The sequence below is a fragment of the Gillisia sp. Hel_I_86 genome (assembly GCF_007827275.1).
Taxonomy (GTDB): domain Bacteria; phylum Bacteroidota; class Bacteroidia; order Flavobacteriales; family Flavobacteriaceae; genus Gillisia.
The window spans coordinates 1008580-1024209 of record NZ_VISE01000001.1 but is presented as its reverse complement, the minus strand read 5'-3'; the positions used below and the strand labels follow the sequence as shown (position 1 = coordinate 1024209).

Here is a 15630-nt window from a genome sequence, read left to right as displayed (position 1 = left end):
TAATCACTTTTCAAGCGATTTCAGCATTTTTCGAATACGGTCTTCCACCTTTTCTGAGGTTAATTTTTCCCGTAACCTATCTGTAATTATAGGAAAAGAAAACGGCGTTGGTTTTTTACAAGCTTTCCATATTATTTCTTGTCTGGAAATTCGTTCTAATGCCTTTCGCAATCGGCCTTCTTCCAATTGGTGCTCAAAAGTTTCCCTAAATGCCTGTAAAAACAACAAATTATCTGGCTCATAATCCCTGAATACACTAAAAAGCAATTGGGAATTGGATTGCAAATGTTTGGTCTTGATCAATTTATTTGGGTAGCCCGTAAACACCAAGCCTGCAATTACGGCTACATCCCTAAATTTTCTTCTCGCCATCTCTGTGGCATTTAAACTCTTGTACAAATCGTCCATTAAATATTCCGCAGAAAAAAGATCGTTATCCAATACTTGTTTCATATCGATTTCCTGGTCGGAAAGTAACTCGAAACCGTAATCGTTAAAAGCCAAAGTAAAACTAATAGGCAATAACAAACTGATTCGATATGCCAACAAACTGCCTAAAGCTTCATGCACAAATCTGCCTTCAAAAGGATAAAAAATGGCATGATACCCTTCCCTTGTTCTAAAGGTTTCAATCAAGAATTCTTCGTTATTTGGAATGATGGATTCTTTTAATTGTCTCTTAAAAATAGGTGCCAGGGCAATAAGTTCTTCTGAAAATTTTGATCCTTTTCCCTTGTTGATCTCTTTTTTTGAAGCATTCTTTACCGAAGCTGAAGCTTCATACATTTCCTCGCGAAGCAATTCACTCATCTGTGCAGAAAAAGTCATTCTTCCTCCTTGCCAGCTTGGCACGCGAGAGGTCTTGCTTTTAGATGACTTCACGATTACTTGCATGTTTTTAATAAGTACCAGTTCCAGATTTCTACCTGCAAACGTAAATACATCTCCCGGATTTAATTTCGAAATAAACCATTCCTCAATACTGCCAATAAAGCCACCTTTCATATATTTTACGCTAAGTACGGCATCGCCCACTATGGTTCCAATTTGCAAGCGATGGCGCATTGCAACACCGCGGTCGTTCACCTTAAATCTTCCATCCTCTTCAATCTCCACTTTCTTATACTCATCGTAGGCTTGTAAACTCTGGCTACCCTTGGTTATAAAATTAAGCACCCAAAGCCACTGCTCTTCTGTAATTCCTTGAAAACAAAAAGTGGATTTTATTTCTGGGTAGATTTCGGCTGGAAAAAATCCGTTGGAAACGGCTAAAGTGGTAAGGTACTGTACCAGAACATCGAAACTCAATAAATAGGGAATCCTGTCTTCCACCACCGTTTTATTTACCGCCTTTTGTAAAGCAGAAGCCTCGATCAACTCTATAGCATGTGTTGGGAAAAAATAGATCACACTTTCCTTTCCGGGTTGATGTCCGCTCCTTCCAGCCCGCTGAATAAACCGTGCCACCCCTTTGGGACCACCAATCTGAATGATGGTTTCCACAGGCGCAAAATCTACTCCCAGATCTAAACTAGAAGTGCAAACCACCGCTTTTAGGGATTCATTTCTAATGGCCTGTTCTACCCAAAGCCTCGTTTCTTTATTGATACTTCCATGATGCATCGCAACATCGCCGGCAAATTCAGGATATTTCTCCATCAATCTCTGAAACCACAACTCGCATTGCGACCGGGTATTGGTAAATATTAAAGTTGTTCTTGAATTGTTGATAATTGGAACTACCTCTGCAATTAAGTGCAATCCTAAATGCCCGCGCCATGGAAATTTTTCCATTTTAGCGGGAATAATCGATTTTACAGAGATTTTTTTGTTGAGTTCGGCTCGTATCAATTCTGAATTTTTAAAGGCTTCGGAATCTGGCCCCAATAAAACTTCTCTCGCTTCTTGCAGGTTTCCAATGGTTGCAGAGATGCCCCAGATCTTCATTTTTGGAGAAATTATTTTTAGTCTGGACAATCCCAATTCTACCTGCACTCCTCGTTTGGTGCCCAACAATTCGTGCCATTCATCCATTACAATCGCATTGAGATCTTTAAAGGTTTTATCATATCCTTTAGAGGACAATAATAACTGTAAGCTTTCCGGCGTTGTGATCAGCAAATCTGGCATCATTCGCTTTTGTGCAGTACGTTCTTTTTGGGAGGTATCCCCGGTTCTAATTCCTACTGTTAGCTGAGTGCCCATTTCTTCGGCAAACCTTCTGGCAGATTGTTCAATTTCCACAGAAAGTGCCCGCAAGGGAGTGATCCAGATCGCTTTTAAGCCTTTTTTATGTTTGGACTTATAATCTGGGTTTTTCTTGATGTATTCCAAGACGATGGGCACCCACAATGCATAGGTCTTACCGCTCCCTGTAGGCGCATTTAAAAGTCCGTTTTTATTCTGAAGGTAAGTTTTCCAAGTTTGGGTTTGAAAAGGGAAAGGCTTCCAACCTTGATCCTTAAACCAATCTTTTCCAAGATCGTAAAGTTCAGTTTTTTTTAATTTCACCTCCTTACTTTTCATACTGAATCATTCTACTTATTTTAAATGTTTTTGGCCATTCTTTAGGGAATGAGTGCTTTAAGGTCTTCTAAGGAATTAGCATCTTCAATTTTTTTGTCTTGTCTCCATCTTAAAATTCGGGGGAACCTAGTAGCTATTCCGCTTTTATGCCTTTTGGATTCTGCGATCCCCTCAAAAGCAATTTCAAACACATGATGTGGGGTGACGCTACGAACCGGGCCAAAACGCTCGAGTGTATTTTTTTTGATCCAAGCATCTACTTTTCTGAATTCGGCATCGGTGAGTCCGGAATATGCTTTGGCAAAGGTTACCAGTTCTTGTTTTTCTTCGTCCCAAAGGCCGAAGGTGTAATCTGTAAATAAATTAGAACGCCTTCCATGGCCACGCATCGCATAGGTAAGCACGGCATCGATAGTTAAAGGATCTACTTTCCACTTCCACCAATCCCCTTTTTTTCTTCCCACGAGGTAGGGGGAATCCAATTTCTTCAGCATTAATCCTTCAGATTTTTCTTCCCGCGATCTTTCCCGCTCTCTTGCTACTTCCTCCCAAGTTTCAAAAGATATACTTTTTGAAAGCTGAAGCGGAATATTTTCAGAAGAAATTTCAGAAACTAACTTTTCCAAAATTTCCCGTCTTTTCTTAAATGCTTCGGTTCGAATATCTTTTCCTTCCCACTCCAAAAGGTCATATACTTTTAAGATGACCGGGGTTTTTTTCAATAAAGCTTTGGAGACGTTTTTTCTTCCTATCCGGGTTTGCAAGTCGTTAAAAGTGCCTATTTCGCCATTAGGGAAAGGTAAGATCTCCCCATCCATGACCGTTCCATTAGGGAGCACACCTACAAATTCCTTAAATTCCGGGTATTTATCGGTTACCAACTCTTCTCCCCGGCTCCATACAAATAACTCGTCATTCCGAACAATCACCTGGCACCGGATTCCGTCCCATTTGTGCTCGGCACTCCAATCCTTAACATTTCCAAGTTCCTCTATGCTTCCTTCCAAGCCATAAGCCAGATAAAAAGGATAGGGTTTAGATAAATAATCTTCTTCGTTTTCTTCCAGTACAAGCTGTGTAAATGTAATTTCTGTAGATTCCCAATTCCCCATTAATTTATAGGCAAGAATATCTTCATCTATTTTAGTGGCTTTGGACAGTGCGCGGGTCATCAATTTTTGGCTCACTCCAATTCTAAAACTTCCCGTAATCAATTTGCTGAAAACAAAACGTTCATAATAATTAAGTTCCCGCCAGTTTTTATGAAGATATTCCTTCTTTTCTTCTTCAGATTTAGCTTTTAGTGCTTTGATCTCCAAAAGAAACCGGTTCAAACTTTTATCTGAAGAAGTATCGGAAGTGGGAATTATTAAAGCTATCGTCTCTGCCAGATCGCCAACAATGTGGTAGGATTCTTCAAACAACCAAAGCGGAATATTTGCTAACTCTGTTGCCCATTCCCGCAACAAGGTAGTATTTACTGGTCTTGGTGGCCTTCTGTGAGAAAGAATGGCAATTGCCCATACCTTATCCCTATCTGGAGCTTCCTTAAGATAACGGGTAAGCGCCTCTACTTTAAGGGTAGTTTTATTGGTGCTATCCAAGGTTCTTATTAGTTCGGCGAAAAGTTTCATAGGTTCTCAGACGTTTTTTCCAAGGGTTCCGGATCTTTTTCCAACTCGCTTTTGGATTCCAATTCCCCGAGTTCACCTTCATATTGGGTTTCCTCGGTCCGGGCATCGTAGCCTTTTTCTCTTAAGAATCTCGAAAAAATTTCGGTATAGCCATGCGTACAGATCACTTTTTCGCAGCCGGTTCCTTCTATGGCTTGCAACAAACCTTGCCAATCGCAATGATCGGAAAGTACAAAACCTTTGTCTATGGCACGCCGTCGTCTTGCGCCACGAAATGCCATCCATCCACTTGCCGAGGCAGTTACATAAGGAACCATTTTACGAATCCAAGGAGTGCCGTGAGCGCTAGGTGGTGCTAAAACCATACTTCCTTTAAGCTCTTCTTTTTTAGTGTCCCTTGTAATTCGAATTGTTTCTGGCATGTTCAATTGGGACCTTAAGACTTCTGTCATGTTTTCGATTGCTCCGTGTGTATAGATCTTTCCAATACTTGGGTCTAGATGCTTCAACAAACGTTGGGCTTTTCCCAAGGAATATCCAAAAAGAATGGAAGTCCTACCATCCTCCCTATTTTGCTGCCACCAATTATTAATATCTGCCATTACTTGTTGCTGGTGCACCCATTTAAAGGCCGGCAAGCCAAAAGTGCATTCTGTGATAAAAGAGTGGCACTTCACAGGTTCGTAGGGGACTGCAACCCCATCATCTTCCATTTTATAGTCCCCTGTAAACACCCATATTTCGCCTTTATACTCAACTCGAACCTGGGAAGAACCAATTATATGTCCGGCTGGGTATAGCGAGAACTTAACTCCATTAATTGTAAAAGATTCATTCCAATCCTTACCAGTAACCACTATTTCACCTAACCTGTGCCTTATTATTGGTACATTGGAATGATGGGTGATGTATTTTTTGTGCCCCCACCTAGAATGATCTGCATGCCCGTGGGTAATAATGGCATTGGTTACCGGCTTCCAAGGATCCAGGTATACATCTGCTTGGGCACAATAGATTCCCTTGTCATTAAATGCCAGTAAAGGTGCTTTCATCTTATTAATTTAGAAAGAGAAAGTTAAGGTTTCTCGTTTTTTTGATAAAGCGATTAAGAAAAGATTAGCGAATGTGTAGCTTGGCAATAATTATGCGGTTAATTGATATCACAACCTTATAGGTTTATCTATATTTGCTTCATTAAATTATTCAACATATGTCATTTTTAGATTTGTTTGGCTCGGGAGAGCATTTACGCAATTTAGGTCACTTTGCAGCTATTGTTAATCTTGCTGTTGTAGATGGGGATATCAACGCTGAAGAAGAAATTCAGCTTCAACGTTTTGCAAGAAAATTGAATATTGATGAAAGTGAATATTCCAAGGTTCTAGAAAACCCAACCGCTTTTCCTATACAACCTCCAAACTCTATAGAAAGAAGATTAGAGAGGCTTCACGACCTGTTTGTGATTATCTTCGCAGATCATATCATAGAGGATCAAGAGGCAGAGCTAATCAAAAAATATGCTATTGGACTTGGATTCTCAAATGAAACTGCAGAAGCTATCATAAAGAGATCTATAGATATCTTTAGCGGACATTTAAGCTTTGACGATTACCGTTATTTATTGAACAAAGAGTAGGTTAGCGATCTTTCGCCGTCATAAATTCTTCAGCTTTTTCTACCATTTTCGTGCTTCCACAAAAGAATGGAATTCGCTGGTGCAATTCGGTTGGCTTTAAATCCAATACTCTTTCAAAACCATCACTAGCCTTGCCTCCGGCTTGTTCTACTATGAACGCCATTGGGTTGCACTCATATAGCAACCTTAATTTCCCAGAAGAGTTCTGGGAACTTTTAGGGTAGATAAAAATCCCTCCTTTTATCATATTCCGGTGGATATCGCTCACCATAGAACCAATATATCTTGAAGTATATGGCCCTTCTGGTTTTTCCTGTTGGCAGTATTTAATATAATCTTTCACTCCTTGTGGGAAATGAATATAATTGCCTTCGTTGATGGAATAAATGGTTCCGGTTTCAGGAAATCGCATATGGGGATGTGATAAATACCAAGAACCTAAGGCCGGGTTCAATGTAAACCCGTTTACTCCATTCCCAGTGGTATACACCAACATGGTTGAAGTACCGTAAATAATGTATCCAGCAGCTACTTGTTTGTTCCCTGGTTGTAAAAAATCTTCCTTTGTAACAGGCTTTCCAACCGGGGTAATCCTTCTATAAACAGAAAAAATGGTTCCTACAGATACATTTACGTCTATATTGGAACTCCCATCCAAAGGATCCATTAGCACCACATATTTATTTTTGTGGTCTTTATTATGCCCTTCGATGGTAATAAAATCGTCATTTTCTTCGGAAGCAATCCCACAAACAATTTCCCTGTTTGTAAGGGTCTTTATAAAAGTGTCGTTTGCATACACATCCAGTTTTTGCTGGTCTTCTCCTTGAATATTGGTCTCTCCGTAAGCCCCAATAATATCCACCAACCCCGCTTTGTTCACCTCATGGTTTACCACTTTTGCGGCAAGCCGGATAGAATTGATCAACCTGGATAATTCCCCGGAGGAATATGCAAAATCCTCTTGGTTTTCAATGATGAATTCACCTAAAGTCTGATTTTTCTTGAACATTTTAATGGGATAAAGTTAAGTTGTGGCAAAAATATTCAAAATATATAAGGTACTATAACGTTTTCGCAATTTAAATATTTGTAAGTTCCTTATTTTTGAAACAATTAACATCCTTATGAAATATACAATCCGAAAAGCTGAAAAGAAAGATCTCCCACAAATCCTTGAATTAATTCAGGAACTGGCGACTTTCGAAAAAGAACCAGATGCCGTAGAGATAAATGTCCTAGATCTCGAAAAAGCAGGTTTTGGAGTCAAAGCATTTTACACTTGTTTTGTGGCTGAAACAAACAACAAAATTGAAGGAATGGCACTGGTCTATTTTAGGTTTTCCACTTGGAAAGGCCGTACCGTGCATCTTGAAGATCTGGTAGTCCGCCAAGAAATGCGTGGCACCGGTATGGGCAGTGCGCTCTACAAAAAGGTAATTGCTTATTCATTGGAACAAGGGGTAAAACGGGCAGAATGGGTAGTCCTAGATTGGAACACACCAGCCGTAGAATTCTATGAGCGAAGTGGAGCAAAGGTTTTAAGGGATTGGGACACGGTTCAAATGGATGAAGATGCCATGAAATCTTATTTGGAGAAATAGAGGCCCTTATTTTTGTGTATCTGCTTTCTCACAAATAATCTTGGTAAATATCACATTGAGCACAGTCGGGATGTTTTTGTTTTTCAATAGAACTATCATTATTTGTGTTTCCATGAATTTGGAAAAAACACCCTCCCGAACATTCGGGGAATTTTTATATTAAACCCTCAATGAGGGATCCTATTTTCCATATATCCACCATATATAAGAATGGTTTGCTAAATTTGTGAAAAAGCAACAGTTATGGAATATACAATTAGAGAAGCCAAAAAAAATGATATGCCACAAGTACTTGAGCTCATCAAGGAACTTGCAGTTCATGAAAATGCATCTAATCAGGTAGAAATAGACGTTGCAGATTTGGAAAAGGAAGGTTTCGAGAATGATAATTTCAAGTGTTTTGTAGCCGATGTAGGTGGGGAGCTACAGGGAATGGCTTTGGTGTATTTCAGGTTTTCCACTTGGAAAGGCCGTACCGTGCATTTAGAAGATCTTATTGTAAGAAAGGAGATGCGTGGAACCGGACTTGGAGGTGCATTGTATAAAAGGGTGGTGCAGTATGGACATGATAATGGCGTAAAACGGGTAGAATGGGTGGTTTCTGAAGGCAATAAAAACGCGATCGAGTTTTACGAAAACTCCGGGGCAGACATCAAGAAAAACTGGTACACCGTGCATATGGACGAATCTGGGATTCAGAAAAATATCGAAAAATAAGCATGGATATATACAAGTTTGGTGGCGCCTCTGTTAAAGATGCAGCTTCTGTACAGAACGTTTTAAAGGTTCTCAAACTAACAGGAGCAAAAAATAAAGTGATCGTAATCTCGGCAATGGGAAAAATGACCAATGCTTTTGAAGTGGTGATCAAAGATTATTTAAACGATCCAAAAGCTATTCCTGAAAGCCTTTCAGAAATAAGATCTTATCATCTTAAAATAATCAACGGATTATTCCAGTCGGAACAAGCCCCCATATATAAGAAGCTGAAAGGATTTTTTGAAGAGATCCAGAATTTTATGGTTCATAACAAGTCTACCAAGTACGATTTCGTGTATGACCAAATGGTGTGTTTTGGGGAATTGATCTCCTCTACCATTGTGAGCGAATATTTTATCCAAGAAGGTGTTGACCATACGTGGATAGATGCCCGCACCCTTATAAAAACCGATAATATTTATCGTGATGCCTCCGTAAATTGGGAAGAAACACAAAATAGAATTGCAAAAAAGGTTAAAAAAAACCACCTCCACATCACACAGGGGTTCATTGCCGCAGACACCAATAATTTCACAACGACCTTAGGGAGGGAAGGAAGCGATTATACAGCCGCTATTTTTGCCTATTGCTTGAATGCTGAAAAAGTAGTGATCTGGAAAGATGTTCCCGGAGTGCTGAACGCAGATCCAAGGGTTTTTGAAAATCCGCAGCTGTTGCACCAAATTTCTTATGAAGAGGCTATAGAATTGGCATTTTATGGGGCTTCTGTAATTCACCCTAAAACACTTCAGCCTTTACAGCGAAAGGAAATTCCGCTATTCGTTAAATCTTTTATAGACCCTTTGGGAAATGGAACGGCGGTAAGTAAAGGGCAGGCATTAATTCCCGCTATTCCTTGTTTTATAGTTAAAAAAGACCAAGTTTTAATATCCCTTTCTTCCTTGGATTTCTCTTTTATGGTAGAAGAAAACATCAGTGAGATCTTCAGGTTGTTTCATTTGTATCAGATAAAGGTAGATCTCATCCAAAATTCGGCAATTAGTTTTGCTGTTTGTGTAGATAATAGATTCAATACCCTCGAGAAGCTTATTCAGCATTTAAAAGCGAGGTATAAGGTGAGTTACAACACAGGGGTTTCCCTATATACCATTAGGCATTTTGATGATGGCGCTATTAAATCCCTGGAAAAAGATAAAGAGGTATTGCTGAAACAAGTGATGCAAAATACCGTTCAAATAGTAACAAAGACATGATCCGGACCGAAAGCTGATTTCGTTATCTTTGTTAACAACCTAAACCAAGCTTAATGGGAATTGTTACCGCGCAGGAAGTTGCCAAAGTTATGAATCTTCAAAAACTGGGGCCAATAGGCACTGCTATTGGTTGGATGGTTTTACGCAGTACCAAACTTTCTACCTTAAATAAAGAATACGATTCTAGAAAGGACCTAGATGGAATTACATTTATAAATTCTATTTTGGAAGGTTTTGAGATCGATTTCGAGATCCCCGAAAAAGACCTAAAACGAATCCCAAAAACAGGCGCATTTATAAGCATTTCAAATCATCCTTTAGGCGGAATAGATGGGATGATCCTTATGAAAATTCTACTGGAAAAACGCAGTGATTTTAAAGTAATCGCCAATTTCCTTTTGCACCGTTTAGATCCGTTGAAGCCTTATATAATGCCAGTAAATCCTTTTGAAGACCATAAGGATGCAAAATCCAGTTTAAGCGGAATCAAGCAATCGATCGCACATTTAAAAGAAGGCGCGGCTTTGGGGATCTTTCCGGCAGGAGAAGTTTCTACCTATAAAGATGAAAAACATATCGTGGATAAACCATGGGAACCTTCTGCCATGAAGCTTATTCAAAAAGCTCAGGTTCCGGTGATTCCTATTTATTTTCACGCCAAGAACAGCACTTTTTTTTACCGCTTGGCAAGTATGAGCGATATCTTGCGAACAGCTAAGTTGCCCAGCGAAATGCTTTCCCAAAAGAAAAGGAAGATCATGGTGCGTATTGGAAACCCTATCTCGGTTGAAGATCAAATGGCAAATCCAAATTTGGAGGGCTTTACCGCATTTTTACGTAGAAAAACCTTTATGTTGGCCAATTCTTTTGAAAAGAAAGGCCTTTTTGATAACATTCCCAAAAGCCTGAAGTTGCCAAAAAGTCCAAAAAAGATCGCCTCGCAGGCAAATCAATCTTTGATGGAAGAGGAAATTGAGACTTGTAGGAGATTTGATAAGCGCCTTTTGCAAAGTAAAAATTATGAAGTCTTTTTAGCCAAAAGAGAAGTGGTTCCAAATATCCTCACTGAAATTGGAAGGTTGCGGGAAATCACTTTTAGGGAAGTTGGCGAAGGCAGCAATAATTCTATAGACCTGGATCCTTTCGATGATTATTACTATCATTTATTCCTTTGGGACAACGAGTCAAAAAAAATAGTTGGCGCTTACAGAATGGGAATGGGTGCCGAAATATTTAAAAAACATGGAATAAATGGCTTTTATCTGCAAGACCTCTTTAGGTTCGAACCAGAATTGTACGATATGATGAGCCATTCCATAGAAATGGGAAGGGCTTTTGTTATAAAGGAATATCAATTAAGACCAATGCCTTTGTTCTTGTTATGGAAAGGAATCGTGCATTGTACACTTAGATTTCCAGAGCATAAATATCTAATTGGTGGCGTGAGCATCAGCAATAAATTCTCGAATTTCTCCAAATCTTTGATGATCGAATTCATGAAGTCCAATTATTACGATCCCTTTGTGGCGCAATATATAAGACCAAAAAAGGAATTTAAAGTGAAACTGAATGATGCCGATAAAGACATTGTTTTTGATGAAAGTGAAGCCGATCTCAATAAATTCGATAAGATTATAGATGAGCTGGAACCAGAAAGTTTAAGGCTTCCAGTATTGATCAAAAAATACATAAAGCAAAACGCCCGCGTGGTAGCCTTTAATGTAGATCCATTGTTTAACAATGCAATTGATGGCCTAATGTACATCAAGATTGCAGACCTCCCGGAAAGCACGGTAAAACCTGTAATGGAGGAATTCCAAAGGGAATTGGAACAAAAACAGAATCAAGTATAAAAAAATCATTTTTTTGTGGGTTGTTAATTTCCTGTTATACCTTCAGTAATATTGGGAATTGTACGGCATCATAGGTATATTAAAATTTTAAAATCAAATAAAATGGAAAGAGTATTAGTAGTAGGAGCAACAGGTCAAACTGGGAAAAGGATCATTGAAATATTGAACAGTTCCAGCACCTTTGAGCCATACGCAATGATAAGAAAAGAAGGCCAACGACAGATGTTCGAGGATATGGATGTGGAAACTGTGATGGGCGATCTTGAAAAGGAGGTAGGGCAAACCGTCCAAGGAATGGATAAGGTGATCTTTGCTGCTGGTTCCGGTGGAAAAACAGGAGAAGATAAAACCATTGCGATAGATCAAGAAGGAGCCATAAAAATGATAGATGCTTCCAAAAAAGCGAAGGTCAAGAAATTTGTGATGCTGAGCTCTATGGGGGCAGATAAACCTGAATCCAACGAGGATTTAAAAGTATATCTGGAAGCCAAACAAACGGCAGATGAGCATCTAAGAAATAGCGGACTTTCATATACAATTGTACGGCCCGGCGCATTGAATGATGATCTTGGATTGGCAAAAGTAAAGCTTGCTGAAAAATTAGAGGAGAAGGGAGAAATCTCCAGAGATGATGTTGCCTTTTTATTGGTGATGAGCCTTGCAGATCCCTTGGTGAAAAATAAGACTTTTGAGGCCTTGGAAGGAAAAGAACCCATAAAGAATGCTATTATAGATTTAAGTAGATAGTATAAGCACATTTCAAGCTCAATGTGGCAGACTTTTGAAATATAAAATAAGGTCACGCAGGGCCTGTTGAAGTGTGAATTAATAAAGTCTGAAAAACATGAATATTTCCATATTAGGGTGTGGTTGGTTGGGATTGCCATTAGCAAAAAAATTGATTGAAGGTGGTCATACACTAAATGGATCTACCACGAGTCGAGATAAGATGAACTCGCTTGGGAATGAAGGGATTGCACCCTATAAAATTCAACTTTTTGAAGAAGGCGTGCAGGGTGATATTTCTTCATTTTTAGAAAATTCTGAAGTACTGATCATCGATATCCCACCGGGATTACGAAAGGATCCTGAAGTGAATTTTGTTGCTAAAATAGGTCGGCTTAAGTCCTATGTTGAAAAATCGGGGATCCAAAAAGTGCTTTTTGTAAGTGCTACCTCGGTGTTCGAGGATGGGAAAAATTTACCAACATATACAGAAGAAGATGTTCCCAATGGCACTGCTGAGAATGCAAAGCAGCTAATAGAAGCAGAGGAATTGTTGAAAGCTTCAGATAACTATAAAACCAGCGTACTTCGTTTTGGAGGATTGATTGGACCGGGAAGACATCCTGTAAATTACCTTTCAGGGAAAACCGATCTTAAAGATCCGGAAGGACCGGTAAACCTCATCCATCTGGAAGATTGTATCGGGATAATTGAAGCCATTATAGAAAAAGACGCCTGGGGAGAAACCTTTCATGGGGTCTGTCCCGAGCATCCAACCCGTAAAGAATATTATAGCAGAGTAGCCAAAGTGAAAGGATTGGCAGGCATGAGCTTTAATGAGGATTCGGTTTCAAAAGGGAAGGTTATTAAGTCTGTGAATATTGATGAGATCTTAGGATATCAATTTAAGAATACAATTTGAGGTGTATTGACAACCGTTTGTCATCTCGACCAGCGGGAGAGATCTCAATGAAATCAATTTTTGCTGGGAAGAAGGGATTTCTCAGTCGCGAAAAGCTCCTTCGAAATGACAGTAGAGAGAATGTTTTTCTACATCGTGAGATTTCCCGTCTCCGCTCGAAATGACATTGTTTGTTGAGCATGATTTTCAGGGTTTGTCATCTGGACCCCCGGGAGAGATCTCGTTGAAATCGATTTTTGCTGGGAAGAAGGGATTTCTCAGTCGCGAAAAGCTCCTTCGAAAGGACAATAAATCGAATGTTTTTCTACATCATGAGATTTCCCGACTATGCTCGAAACGACAACTTTGATGCTCTTATACACCCTGCGAGGGATAGCAGCGGTAGCTCCCGATTGCCTTTTGCAATTGGGACTTTAGCGAATAGCCCGACCGCCTTTTTGGCGGACGCAGCCAAAGAAAAAGGGCCTACATTGCTGCGGCCCTTTTGTAGTTTCAACTTAAAATCTTACCAGATCTTTACCCTGTTCTCTGGTTTTACGTACATTTTGTCCCCTTCGGTAATATCAAAAGCCTCATAAAAAGCATCGATATTCTGTAAAGGCACATAGGCGCGGTACATTCCAGGAGAATGCGGATCGGTTTTAATTCTGTTTCTTAAAGCTTCATCCCTCATCTTGGTTCTCCAAACGGTTGCCCATGAAAGGAAGAAACGCTGCTCTGGAGTAAAGCCGTCTATTTCACCAGGATTTCCATGTTCTTTTAAATGTAATTGAAGTCCGTCGTAAGCGGCATTTACACCACCTAGATCCCCAATGTTCTCGCCCAAAGTGAACTTTCCGTTAATGTAAACACTATCCAGCACCTCGATAGCACTGTATTGTTCAGCCAAAGCCCCGCCCAGGCCTTCGAAAGATTCAAGATCTTTATCGCTCCACCAGTTGTTCAGGTTTCCTTCTGCATCGAATCGGGATCCGCTATCGTCGAATCCGTGAGAAATTTCATGACCTATTACCGCTCCAATTCCGCCATAATTTACAGCAGCATCTGCTTTGTAATCGTAGAAAGGGGGTTGTAAAATGGCAGCAGGAAATACAATTTCGTTGTAGCTAGGGTTATAATACGCATTCACAATTTGAGGTGCCATAAACCATTCGGTTTTATCTACAGGCTCTCCTAATTTTGCCATATCCTCTTTTACATTCCATTTAGCTGCATTCAGCATATTCTGGAAGTAGGACCCTTTATCATCTTTTGGAGACGTGATCTCCAACTCGCTATAATCTTTCCACTCATCTGGATATCCAACTTTAATGGTGGTAGAGGCTAATTTTTCTTTAGCTTTTGTTTTAGTGCTGTCGCTCATCCAAGCAAGCTTGTCTATTCTTACTTCGTAAGCTTTTATAATGTTAGCGATCATCTCTCGGGCTTTTTTCTTGGCTTCTGGCGGAAAATTCTCCTCAACATATAGTTTTCCCAAAGCTTCCCCCAAAGTTCTATTTACAGTTTGTAAAGCGCGTTCTTTAAGCGCGCGTTGTTCTTTAGCTCCTTGAAGCGTTTTGCTGTAAAAGTCCCAGTTGGCTTGCTCTATTTCCATGCTTAAAGCAGAGGCAGCATCGTTCAATAAATTCCAACGCAAGTAAGTTTTCCAGTCTGCAACTTTATTTGCAGTAAAAGTCTTTTGTAAAGCTTGCATATATTTTGGTTGCGATACAATTACGGTATCTGCCTTGGAAGCTCCAATTTCATTGAAATATTTTTTCCAATCGATTGCAGAAACTTCTTTTTGTAGTTGAGCTATAGCCATTGGATTGTAGGTCTTTCTCGCATCTCTACGATCTACTTTATCCATTTGAGGTGTAGCCAAACTAGTTTCAAAGGCTAGGATTGTTTCAGCACTTTTAGAAGCTTCTTCTTCAGAATCTCCTAAATACTGCAACATTCTGGTCACATGTTTTTTGTATTTTTCACGAGTTTCTTTCGAGCTAGCATCATTTTCTACGTAATAATCCCTATCTGGCAATCCTAGGCCAGAAGGATAAATGTAAGCAGCATTGGCATTGCTGTCCTTGGCATCGGCACGAATGGTAAACCTAAAAAACCCGGCTCCTCCATATTGTTGCATTTCGGTTAAAAATGCTTGAAGATCTTGCTTATTCTGGATCGCTGCAATTTTCTCTAAATATGGAGTTAAAGGTTCCACTCCTTTTTTGTTCCTGGCAACAGTATCCATGATACTTTCGTATAGGAACACCGCTTTTGCCTGATCGCTTTTGGCATCTAAGTCTTTATCTTTTGAAGCTTTTTCCAATAAAGAAAGCGCATCTTCATCGGTGTTTTTTCTTAGTTCATTAAAACTGCCCCAAGTGGTGTGATCGTCTGGAATTTCGGTAGAATCTGCCCATGTTCCGTTAACGTATCTAAAGAAATCCTCTTTAGGGCTCATGGTGGTATCCATAAAAGCTAAATTGATCCCATGGGATTCTTCTTTAACTTCCATTTTTTTATCGTCACTTTTACAGCTGGTTACTACCGTTGCCGCAAGTGCAGATAAAATAAGTGCATTTGTTATTTTTTTCATTTAAAGGATAAATTAAAATTTCCAAGCTAAAATACTAAAAAGTAGAAGATTGCAAATAGTTATTCTTTACGCTGGATTTTTATTATTTAGGGAAAAAGTAGGCCTAGGTTTAAATATTGGTGAAAATTTAAAATTGTCTCAAACGAAACCTGCCTTTACATTAAAATTAAGATGGGTT

At 39.5% G+C, this 15630-nt stretch carries 12 protein-coding genes; 7 read left to right on the top strand and 5 right to left on the bottom strand.

Features of this window, described 5'->3' with window-relative positions; translation table 11 throughout:
• Positions 1–3 precede the first annotated feature (3 nt).
• Genes JM83_RS04485 through JM83_RS04475 form a run of 3 tightly spaced genes read right to left on the bottom strand, consistent with a single transcriptional unit; the run spans position 4 to position 5212 of the window.
• A complete protein-coding gene (locus JM83_RS04485; protein ID WP_144959773.1) occupies positions 4–2526 on the bottom strand; it encodes a ligase-associated DNA damage response DEXH box helicase in 2523 nt (840 codons plus the stop codon).
• Between the two features lie 41 nt (positions 2527–2567).
• The gene (locus JM83_RS04480) at positions 2568–4160 is read right to left on the bottom strand and encodes an ATP-dependent DNA ligase (RefSeq protein ID WP_144959770.1); all 1593 of its coding nucleotides are present in this window, start codon (positions 4158–4160) and stop codon (positions 2568–2570) included.
• Positions 4157–5212 (bottom strand): ligase-associated DNA damage response exonuclease, encoded by a 1056-nt coding sequence (locus tag JM83_RS04475; protein WP_144959769.1) that lies wholly within the window; start codon positions 5210–5212, stop codon positions 4157–4159. The genes JM83_RS04480 and JM83_RS04475 overlap by 4 nt, the downstream gene beginning before the upstream one ends.
• 158 nt (positions 5213–5370) lie before the next feature.
• Here JM83_RS04475 and JM83_RS04470 point away from each other — a divergent pair, with 158 nt between their 5' ends.
• On the top strand, positions 5371–5796 hold the full coding sequence (locus JM83_RS04470) for a TerB family tellurite resistance protein (protein ID WP_144959767.1): 426 nt from the start codon (positions 5371–5373) through the stop codon (positions 5794–5796).
• A 1-nt stretch (position 5797) separates the two neighbouring features.
• Here JM83_RS04470 and fbp read toward each other — a convergent pair whose 3' ends face one another.
• Positions 5798–6808, bottom strand: coding sequence for a class 1 fructose-bisphosphatase (gene fbp, locus JM83_RS04465; RefSeq protein ID WP_144959765.1), 1011 nt, complete (start codon positions 6806–6808; stop codon positions 5798–5800).
• 115 nt (positions 6809–6923) lie between these two features.
• Here fbp and JM83_RS04460 point away from each other — a divergent pair, with 115 nt between their 5' ends.
• From JM83_RS04460 to JM83_RS04435, 6 genes are all read left to right on the top strand, one after another.
• Positions 6924–7400, top strand: coding sequence for a GNAT family N-acetyltransferase (locus JM83_RS04460; protein ID WP_144959763.1), 477 nt, complete (start codon positions 6924–6926; stop codon positions 7398–7400).
• A 243-nt stretch (positions 7401–7643) separates the two neighbouring features.
• Complete coding sequence (locus JM83_RS04455) at positions 7644–8117, top strand: GNAT family N-acetyltransferase (protein ID WP_144959761.1); 474 nt, start codon at positions 7644–7646, stop codon at positions 8115–8117.
• A gap of 2 nt (positions 8118–8119) precedes the next feature.
• On the top strand, positions 8120–9373 hold the full coding sequence (locus tag JM83_RS04450; protein ID WP_144959759.1) for an aspartate kinase: 1254 nt from the start codon (positions 8120–8122) through the stop codon (positions 9371–9373).
• A gap of 53 nt (positions 9374–9426) precedes the next feature.
• Positions 9427–11226 carry a GNAT family N-acyltransferase gene (locus JM83_RS04445; RefSeq protein WP_144959757.1) on the top strand — a complete coding sequence of 600 codons (1800 nt, stop codon included), beginning with the start codon at positions 9427–9429 and terminating at the stop codon, positions 11224–11226.
• 102 nt (positions 11227–11328) lie between these two features.
• On the top strand, positions 11329–11973 hold the full coding sequence (locus JM83_RS04440) for an SDR family oxidoreductase (protein WP_144959755.1): 645 nt from the start codon (positions 11329–11331) through the stop codon (positions 11971–11973).
• A 97-nt stretch (positions 11974–12070) separates the two neighbouring features.
• On the top strand, positions 12071–12874 hold the full coding sequence (locus tag JM83_RS04435; RefSeq protein ID WP_144959753.1) for an SDR family NAD(P)-dependent oxidoreductase: 804 nt from the start codon (positions 12071–12073) through the stop codon (positions 12872–12874).
• A 505-nt stretch (positions 12875–13379) separates the two neighbouring features.
• Here the strand turns inward: JM83_RS04435 and JM83_RS04430 are convergent.
• Entirely contained in the window at positions 13380–15452 is a 2073-nt protein-coding gene (locus JM83_RS04430) for a M13 family metallopeptidase (RefSeq protein WP_144959751.1), read from the bottom strand.
• Positions 15453–15630 lie beyond the last annotated feature (178 nt).

Bases quoted from the DNA above. Each gene is read 5' to 3' on its own strand.
- fbp (WP_144959765.1), bottom strand. From the start codon at position 6,808: ATGTTCAAGAAAAATCAGACTTTAGGTGAATTCATCATTGAAAACCAA.
- JM83_RS04455 (WP_144959761.1), top strand. From the start codon at position 7,644: ATGGAATATACAATTAGAGAAGCCAAAAAAAATGATATGCCACAAGTA.
- JM83_RS04440 (WP_144959755.1), top strand. From the start codon at position 11,329: ATGGAAAGAGTATTAGTAGTAGGAGCAACAGGTCAAACTGGGAAAAGG.
- JM83_RS04475 (WP_144959769.1), bottom strand. From the start codon at position 5,212: ATGAAAGCACCTTTACTGGCATTTAATGACAAGGGAATCTATTGTGCC.
- JM83_RS04445 (WP_144959757.1), top strand. From the start codon at position 9,427: ATGGGAATTGTTACCGCGCAGGAAGTTGCCAAAGTTATGAATCTTCAA.
- JM83_RS04450 (WP_144959759.1), top strand. From the start codon at position 8,120: ATGGATATATACAAGTTTGGTGGCGCCTCTGTTAAAGATGCAGCTTCT.
- JM83_RS04430 (WP_144959751.1), bottom strand. From the start codon at position 15,452: ATGAAAAAAATAACAAATGCACTTATTTTATCTGCACTTGCGGCAACG.
- JM83_RS04470 (WP_144959767.1), top strand. From the start codon at position 5,371: ATGTCATTTTTAGATTTGTTTGGCTCGGGAGAGCATTTACGCAATTTA.
- JM83_RS04485 (WP_144959773.1), bottom strand. From the start codon at position 2,526: ATGAAAAGTAAGGAGGTGAAATTAAAAAAAACTGAACTTTACGATCTT.
- JM83_RS04460 (WP_144959763.1), top strand. From the start codon at position 6,924: ATGAAATATACAATCCGAAAAGCTGAAAAGAAAGATCTCCCACAAATC.
- JM83_RS04435 (WP_144959753.1), top strand. From the start codon at position 12,071: ATGAATATTTCCATATTAGGGTGTGGTTGGTTGGGATTGCCATTAGCA.
- JM83_RS04480 (WP_144959770.1), bottom strand. From the start codon at position 4,160: ATGAAACTTTTCGCCGAACTAATAAGAACCTTGGATAGCACCAATAAA.